Source organism: Paenibacillus sp. J14 (assembly GCF_000518465.1).
Lineage (GTDB): Bacteria > Bacillota > Bacilli > Paenibacillales > Paenibacillaceae > Fontibacillus > Fontibacillus barengoltzii.
The window spans coordinates 73,646-81,027 of the sequence record NZ_JADQ01000019.1 but is presented as its reverse complement, the minus strand read 5'-3'; the positions used below and the strand labels follow the sequence as shown (position 1 = coordinate 81,027).

Here is a 7,382-nt window from a genome sequence, read left to right as displayed (position 1 = left end):
TCGCTTATCGGATGTATCTGCCCTTGCGGAGAGTCGTGAGACAAGCAAGAGACTCGATCCGACGCACGTATGTCTCGCTAGGAATAACGCATTTGCAGGCGTATTTGAACGAGTACACCGTCCGCCGCTACCTGCGCATGACTTGTTCCGAGGAAGAGATGTGTCAAAACCTGCTGCAGATGTGCTTGTCCATTCCTGCCATCCCTTACCGTGAGTTAATCGCCCATGGTCTGAACGCACGCCAGCGGAAGCCGTTCCTTGCAGCAGTCGCATAAGAATTGCAAGAAGTAAAGTGTATGGAGTATTACAAGAAGTACATGCAAGTAGTTAAGGAATTGACCCCTGGGCAACTTCAAGATTTTTTATACTGGACAGTTCCATCCCATTCTCTTCACTCCCTGATTCAAAGGGATAATGGTTAAAAAGGGGCGGAGAAAGGCAATATGCCCCCTCCCTATAATGAAATAACCGCTGCCGATGAACCGACAACGGTTAATAGATTTGATGCTAATTAGCTGGATATCGATCTGATTTGCACCTATCAGATTGATTCTTTTCAGAGATGATACGTCAGACTTGATCCTTGTAGGCCATCTTATGTCCGTCCTCGTAGCCTTGGGCGAAGCCGCTGTTAAAACCTTCTTGATAAGCCTCGTTATAGGCCTGATCATAAATGGCCTTGTCTTCACTTCCTTGTTCTGCAACAGGAACCGCCGCTGCCGGGACCGGTAGAGCGTTGCGCCGGCGTCTTACTCTCCGTCTTCTTCTGCGATGTGTACGCAGCTTGTGTACCGCCTTGCGACGCTTGCGGCGGGCAAGGATCGTCTTGCTTCTCCGCCTTAGGGTCAGCTTCCGTTTTCTGCGGAGCCGAACTTTTCTCGTCGTACGCGGCTTTACACGGCGGGTACGCCGGAGTTTGGTTTTTGCCATCCTTCTTCTTCCTCCTGTACTCCTCGGGTCACGTCGTATGCTGCATAGCAGGCGTCCATCATCCATGGTGGTGAAGGAGTTCCATATTTGACGCGATGAAAAGTCAACCCGCAAACCGTGCGGGCCATCGCTTCTTGATATTTGGTCAATTTATCTATATTTCCGGCAATATGCCTTGCAGCGTCCGGGGAGAGCTCGGTCACGTCGGCGAGGCTGCCGAGAATCCGCGCCATCGCTTGCTGGCTTTGGCTTATGGCATCAACTAACCGGAGTTTCGCCTCCTCCCCGGCCTGAAGGGGGAACATCGTCATTTGCCTGCCTCCAGATCAAAATCACCGCCGTCGAACAACCCGCCGAATCCTCCGTCCAGACCATCCCCGCCGCCTTCTGTCATGTCGGGAGGGAGCACCGTTTTCAGGTTGCTACACAGCCCATTTTGCAGCTTGGTCAGGCCCTCAATCACCTCCACGAGTTGATCGTGAACCTCCAGCGGGTCGGACAGCTGCTTTTCGTGATCCTCGAAACTGCTATCCAGCACATGATTCAATATCCAGTTGCGCACCTTCTCGGACTCGACCGCCTTGGCTTCCAGTATCATTGCGACGTTCCACTGGATTTTTGCGGCCGCATCCAACATGTTCAGATAAGCCTGTTCCCTGCTCATGGCATCATACCCCGCTTCATTAACCTCACTCTTCTTCTTGGACCTTTAATTGCTTCATCACATGGCTCAAATTCTCGGCCATTGCTTCCTGTAAATCGGCAATGGCATTTAAGTAGGAGATCACACTTTTGTTGATCCGACCCGAATTCTCCAAAATGCCGGGCGTCCCATCGAACGCTGGCTCGGCGTCGGGAATCGCATGAACGATCTGTGCCATGCGTACAGCGACTTGTCGTTCCGCATCGATCACCCGCGCCATCTGCTGGTGAGAGTGGGCCATGTGCACGATGATCTCAGATATTTTTTGCTCCACTCTGACTCCTCCTCAACTAAGGCCGGCCTTTACGCCGTGCTCTGATTAGCGGACTGCGGACACCAGCCTCAGGATGCCCTCCAATAACATATGCCGGTACGAATTTGCGCGTTCCTGTAGAGCCGGCTTGTTCCAGCCTATAAATCCTCGCTCACGATGCGTTGCGGAGGCAGAATCGGTAGCCCCTCCGGGTAGGCAGCCACTTCGTTCTCCGGTACAGCTAACGAAGGCGTAAGCCCCCAAGCGCGGAGCGTGTATTCCGAGACGATCTCCCTCCGTTGCCCCCGATCGATTTGGTACCACCGTCCGTTGCTGGCGACCACGACGCCGTCCGTAAAGCCCGCCTCGGATGGCATACCGCTGCTTAAGCCAGCGAGTTGCTCCGGTGAACGGGCCGGGCCGACGGGAAGCTGGACCAGATCCAGCACGGACAGTCGCGGCAGCCCCGGCAATGAGTCAGACGCCGCCGGGTGCACCGGATGGCGAACGCCATGCTCCAGCCAGTGTACGCCTCCCTTCACATCTCGAACCCGCACGTGGGTCGGGAAGAAATCCGCCGCCCTTAACGTCCGTTCCCCCCGCCAAGCAGGCATCCGTGCATAGAGAGCGTGCAGATCTCCCCATTTTTCACGAAAGAAATGGTGGTTGCGAGTGTTTACTTCCTGAAACTGCTGATTGCCTAACCCTTTCATCGTCATGCTTCCGTAATGATGCACGAAGGTGTCTCCGGCGATCACCAGCGTTTTTCCTTGCAGGCGCAAACGGGCGACCCAATCATCGTCCTCGAAATTGCCGATCTCATATCCTTCATCGAAATATCCAACTTGCTCCAGCGTTGCTCGAGGAAAAGCTACGCAAAACCCTACCAACCGATCGGTTATCCGCCACTTCATCGGATCCGAACGGTTGTACATGGCAGCAAATGCCGGCATATCCGCCACATCCTCATAAGGAACATCCATTTGCTGCTCGCCACTGATGTAATTCGTTACCGGCCCAACTGCAGCTGCTTGAGGAAACTGACGAAGGCACGCCAGCAGTTGATCCAGCCAACGCTCCGTCACCAGTACATCGTTGTTCAGAAGCACAATTGTATTCCCTTTGGCCATCATTAGACCGGTATTTACGGCACGGGCGAACCCCAGATTCTGCGGATACACCGCCAGCCGCACTCGCCCCGGCCGTCTCCGAACCGCCGCCGCCGTTCCATCGGTCGACCCATTGTCAACGACGATGACTTCATAAGGTGTAGACGTGTAGCGATCAATATGATCCAAGCACTGTAGCAGCAGATCTCTACGATCATAAGTCGGAATAATAATACTCGTGATTTCCTGACGGTCAGCAAATGTTCGGTAGCCTTCTTGAACTCCGTAAGTATAGCCGGCAGTGTATCCTTGCTCGTAGGTTCCTGAACCGCGTCTAGTATGTTTGGTTTTTCCGTCAAACTCCATTTGCACTGTTGTGCACCTCCCCGAGCTGCGGCCATGCCGCCTCCCCTTTTATCAGTTTGTCGGCTAAATGTCCCGTATCCAACGCCACTTTGCCCAGTTCTCCGGATATCCGTGTGCAGATCATCACTGCTGCCACTCCAGCCGCAACCAAAGCCAGATCAAAGTCCGGAACTTCCCGGAAGCGCATCATGACCCTGGGCACATCGGCAACGCCCTGCACCGGAGCAAGCCAACCCACAACCTGCACACCGCGCTGCCCAAGATATCCCGCCAACGCTTCCGCTTGATTCCCGATTAGTAAGACACGCCGGCCATGCACCAGTCTCGTTAAATAACCTCCGGTATTGAGTTCATAATTGACGGTCGAAGTGGTCAAACGCAGGCTGCGGTAATCGATTCCATAATGGCGCAGCACCGGGAACAACAGCCCCTGATAGGACGGATGACGGGATTCCGGAACCCCGATAATATCCGCAGCCCTTATGGCGGCTGCCAACGCTTCACGTGCTGCCGGATTAGGCAAATGCACGCCTGCATAGGGCAAAAAAGCCCCCCAGCGGAGCGCCTCCTCGGTGGAAATGACCGTACCGTGCGCCAAGGTGAGCAGTTCTCCGTCGCCGAGACGGACAATCGACAGCGGTCGGTTTTCCCGCAGCGCCCCCTCCGCTGTAGCGAACACTTCTGCTGGCGTAAGCATCGGATAAAGCTGCCCGGCAACGGCTGGGAAACCGGCGGCAATGACGTCGTCCACCCGGATTTCGGGCAGCAGCATATAGCGGGGAATTAAGCGGCCCAGCTTGGCTTCCCCGCCTTCAAACAAGCCCTCGCGGTAGCCGGCCTCGAAGGCGGCGGCGCGAACCCGCTCCGCTTCCGCCGTAGACCAGGCGGCTCCGGAGGCATCCGGCGCCGCCGAATCCAGCGACGCCGGCCCGGGTGCAGGCAATAGCGGCGGCGAGAATGCGGCTGGGCCAGGCGAAAGGGCCTTAGTGGCCCGGCCTTGGCGGCCGCCCGAGCCGCTAAGACGGCTTGCTGCGCCGGCATAGCCTGCGCCGTCGGTACCGGCCATAGCGCCGGGGCCGAGCCCGCTGCCGGCATAGCCCGCCGCCTGCCGGTACCGCCGCCATGCCGCCGCGCGTGCTCCGCGACGCCCGAGGCGCCCGCTGCGGCCCCGGCGGCTGCCATGACGCCGGCGCAGCGCGGCCTTGCCGGCGGCAGTACGGTTCGCGCGGCCGTTCTTCCACCGGCCGGCGGACCGGCGGCCCGGTGAGGCCGCAGCTGCGCTACCGGCGCCCCGCCGGCTGAATGTTTTGCGGCTGGTGACCGCCGCATTGTCGCGTGTAGCCATCCCGTGCCTCCTTTCCGGCTTCCCTATCGCTTAGGGAAGTACGCCTTTCATATGAATTGCGGCTTCCTGCAGCGATTCAAATGTGCCGGCATCTCCCCACCACAACTGGAGTACGTCGAACTCAAGCTTGCCTTCCCGCGCGTAAAGGTTATTCACGTCTGTAATCTCCAGTTCGCCGCGAGCGGAACGTTCGATGCTGCGGATCATGCCAAACACGCTGTCATCGTACATGTAAATCCCAGTGACCGAATATTTTGATTTCGGTTTCTTCGGTTTTTCTTCGATATAAGCAATATGTTCCGGAGCATCTTCAGCAAACACCGGCACGCCATAGCGCCGTGGATCATCCACCGGCTTCAGCATTACCCGTGCGCTGCCCAAAGGCTGTTGCTTAAATCGCTCCACGTATGGTGTTAAATCGTCCAAGAACAGGTTGTCACCCAATAGCACAACGAATTTACTGGCCGGTGGGATAAACCCTTCCGCCAGCTCCAGGGCTTCTGCAATTCCACCGGCCGACTCCTGGATACGATACGTCAGGTTAACCCCAAAGTTCTCCCCGCTGCCAAGGAAGTCCGCGTACAGCCCTGCAGATTGTTTGCCGATCACGATGAGGATGTCGGTGATTCCAGCTTGACGCAGCCGTTCTATGCCGTAACAGACCATCGGATAATTCCCGACCGGAAGCAGATGCTTGTTGATCAATCGGGTCAGCGGGTATAGACGCGTGCCGGTGCCCCCCGCCAAAATCACACCTTTCATGAACGCTCCTCCCTTACCTTAAAAATTTGGGGCTCCCTGTTAAATAAATTGCCAGGGATCTACGCCCCATTTATCGATAAACCGCATACGGTTCCGTTCTATCAGCTCGCTCCACCCTTCCGGATGGCGGGTTTTAAAGCTGGCACTGCCTTCATGGTACACCAGCGTATCGCCGCACATAAGCAGACGATAACCAAGCTGCCGAGCACGGTAGCAGTAATCGTCATCTTCGTAATGACCGGGCGAAAACCGTTCGTCAAATCCTCCCGCCCGCTCCAGTACCTCCCGCTTAAAGAGCAGGCACATACCGATCAGCCGCTGGACTTCCTGCCATTTGGCCGGATCCGAATGGTTATGACGTTCGGCGATTTTGGCGAAATCCTCTCCTTCCTCCCAATTGATCTCCACCTGCTGCCGTCCGCTGGCATAATTGGTCACCGGGCCGACGAGGCCGACATCAGCGGCGCTGTGCAGCGCCTGGAGCAGATTCGAGAGCCAGCGCGGAGAGACAAGAACATCATTGTTAAGAATAAGAAGGTGAGCGCCCGAAGCGACCGACAATCCTCGGTTTACAGCGATCGGAAATCCTTCATTGCGCGGCAGCGCCACCAGGATCAGACGCTCCTTCAGACAGAACGATGCCGTGTCGTCCTCGGAGCCGTTGTCCACCACGATAATCTCATAAGGAGTCTCCGTATACTGACGGATCGCCGCCACGCAAGGGGCAAGCAAGTGAAGCCCGTTATAGGTCGGAATGATGATACTCGTTACTCCAGCCGTCATCGGGCATTCCTCACTTTCGCAAGTTCGCTCCGGCCTATTGTGGAGAAGCGTAACCGGACGCCTTCCGTTTTCATAACCTCACCAAGCGCCTCGAGATGGTCGCCAACGATCATCCGTGCGACCGCATTACCCGCCCCGCTGTTGCTGGTGCGGAGACGGTTTTTGCGGATCACGTCCACGGAAATCGGCGCACCTGCCTTCAGCCCGCGAACCAAGGCGAGCGCTTGGGCTTTCGGAGGAACGATCAGCGCAGCGGTGCCTACCGTCCGTACTGCGCGGCGGGACAAAGCGTTTGGCACCGCAGTTAACGAGTTCGCCTTCAACTCCGGATGTCCAAGCGCCAGATTCAAGAATGCCTTACAGCGCGTTACCTCATCCTGCTGGGAGAACCGCGGCAGATGCGGCGTCAAATCGTTGAGCGCCAAGTCCTCTCCCCGATCGATGGCGATCAAAAAAGCAGCTAAATCCTCGGCGGCAACGCACATATCCCCGTCGGTGAACAGCAAAATATCTCCGGTAGCTATCGCCGCCCCAATCGCCCGGCCTACGTCATGCCCTAACCGCTCGGGGAAGCTCAGCCGCGTAATGCGCGGATCGCGATCCACGACGGTAAAGCTTGCATCATCGCAGCCATTCAGGACAACGATGATCTCATGCAGAGGCAGCTTGCGGAGCTCTGCCAAAACCGCCGGCAACGTCTGCTCCTCATTACTCGCCGTCACAATCGCTGAGGCACGGCCTTTCAGCGGCAGCGGAATCCACATCTTACTCAATCCGGCTGCATGGGCATACCCGCGGCGATACGCCAAGGAAGCCGTCAACAAAGCCGTGAAAGGCAGTTGATCCACCCGCTCCGCCTGCGCCCACGCTTGAAAACAAGCCTGCATCTGTGGCGAACCCTTCTCCGCCCCATCCTGTGCCGCCGCACGGGCTCCTGCGGCCCAAGCTTTGGCTTTGAGGCGTTGGAGCGGGATGCCGGCATATCTTCTTCCCGTCGAAGGACGGACCCCGCGGCGGCCTTTGCGGGAGAAGCCGCTGGATCTACGGATTGCTCCTCCGCGCAAACGGGCCGAAGAACCGCTTCTTCGTTTCCGACGAACCTTCATCTTTTGCCGAGTTACCATGACCATC

9 protein-coding genes and 1 pseudogene are annotated in these 7,382 nt (G+C 57.0%); 1 reads left to right on the top strand and 9 read right to left on the bottom strand.

Annotation, left to right across the window (positions count from 1 at the left end):
* A pseudogene (locus tag M891_RS0109645) lies at positions 1–275 on the top strand (transposase); the annotation flags it as partial.
* Positions 276–570: 295 nt separating this feature from the next.
* On the opposite strand, the gene M891_RS25780 reads toward M891_RS0109645, so the two are convergent.
* The 9 genes from M891_RS25780 to M891_RS0109600 form a co-directional block, all read right to left on the bottom strand.
* Positions 571–930: a hypothetical protein gene (locus M891_RS25780; protein ID WP_051416893.1), complete on the bottom strand. Its 360-nt coding sequence runs from the start codon at positions 928–930 to the stop codon at positions 571–573.
* Positions 894–1,241, bottom strand: coding sequence for a hypothetical protein (locus tag M891_RS0109635; protein ID WP_016311049.1), 348 nt, complete (start codon positions 1,239–1,241; stop codon positions 894–896). The genes M891_RS25780 and M891_RS0109635 overlap by 37 nt, the downstream gene beginning before the upstream one ends.
* A complete protein-coding gene (locus M891_RS0109630) occupies positions 1,238–1,594 on the bottom strand; it encodes a hypothetical protein (protein ID WP_016311048.1) in 357 nt (118 codons plus the stop codon). The genes M891_RS0109635 and M891_RS0109630 overlap by 4 nt, the downstream gene beginning before the upstream one ends.
* A 25-nt stretch (positions 1,595–1,619) precedes the next feature.
* Positions 1,620–1,907 (bottom strand): hypothetical protein, encoded by a 288-nt coding sequence (locus M891_RS0109625; RefSeq protein ID WP_009225097.1) that lies wholly within the window; start codon positions 1,905–1,907, stop codon positions 1,620–1,622.
* Between the two features lie 137 nt (positions 1,908–2,044).
* Positions 2,045–3,361, bottom strand: a complete 1,317-nt coding sequence (locus tag M891_RS0109620) for a glycosyltransferase family 2 protein (RefSeq protein ID WP_051416895.1) — start codon at positions 3,359–3,361, stop codon at positions 2,045–2,047.
* Positions 3,351–4,706 (bottom strand): GT-D fold domain-containing protein, encoded by a 1,356-nt coding sequence (locus M891_RS25775; protein WP_232228321.1) that lies wholly within the window; start codon positions 4,704–4,706, stop codon positions 3,351–3,353. Before M891_RS25775 ends, M891_RS0109620 begins: the two co-directional genes overlap by 11 nt.
* Before the next feature lie 30 nt (positions 4,707–4,736).
* Entirely contained in the window at positions 4,737–5,468 is a 732-nt protein-coding gene (locus M891_RS0109610) for a sugar phosphate nucleotidyltransferase (RefSeq protein ID WP_028538675.1), read from the bottom strand.
* 39 nt (positions 5,469–5,507) lie between these two features.
* The gene (locus M891_RS0109605; protein WP_028538674.1) at positions 5,508–6,251 is read right to left on the bottom strand and encodes a glycosyltransferase family 2 protein; all 744 of its coding nucleotides are present in this window, start codon (positions 6,249–6,251) and stop codon (positions 5,508–5,510) included.
* On the bottom strand, positions 6,248–7,381 hold the full coding sequence (locus M891_RS0109600) for a glycosyltransferase family 2 protein (protein ID WP_084628869.1): 1,134 nt from the start codon (positions 7,379–7,381) through the stop codon (positions 6,248–6,250). The genes M891_RS0109605 and M891_RS0109600 overlap by 4 nt, the downstream gene beginning before the upstream one ends.
* Position 7,382 lies beyond the last annotated feature (1 nt).

What these genes read in the sequence shown, in the direction of transcription:
- M891_RS25775 (WP_232228321.1), bottom strand. Translation starts at nt 4,706, where the DNA reads ATGGCTACACGCGACAATGCGGCGGTCACCAGCCGCAAAACATTCAGC.
- M891_RS0109635 (WP_016311049.1), bottom strand. Translation starts at nt 1,241, where the DNA reads ATGACGATGTTCCCCCTTCAGGCCGGGGAGGAGGCGAAACTCCGGTTA.
- M891_RS0109630 (WP_016311048.1), bottom strand. Translation starts at nt 1,594, where the DNA reads ATGAGCAGGGAACAGGCTTATCTGAACATGTTGGATGCGGCCGCAAAA.
- M891_RS0109620 (WP_051416895.1), bottom strand. Translation starts at nt 3,361, where the DNA reads ATGGAGTTTGACGGAAAAACCAAACATACTAGACGCGGTTCAGGAACC.
- M891_RS0109605 (WP_028538674.1), bottom strand. Translation starts at nt 6,251, where the DNA reads ATGACGGCTGGAGTAACGAGTATCATCATTCCGACCTATAACGGGCTT.
- M891_RS0109600 (WP_084628869.1), bottom strand. Translation starts at nt 7,381, where the DNA reads ATGGTCATGGTAACTCGGCAAAAGATGAAGGTTCGTCGGAAACGAAGA.
- M891_RS0109610 (WP_028538675.1), bottom strand. Translation starts at nt 5,468, where the DNA reads ATGAAAGGTGTGATTTTGGCGGGGGGCACCGGCACGCGTCTATACCCG.
- M891_RS25780 (WP_051416893.1), bottom strand. Translation starts at nt 930, where the DNA reads ATGGCAAAAACCAAACTCCGGCGTACCCGCCGTGTAAAGCCGCGTACG.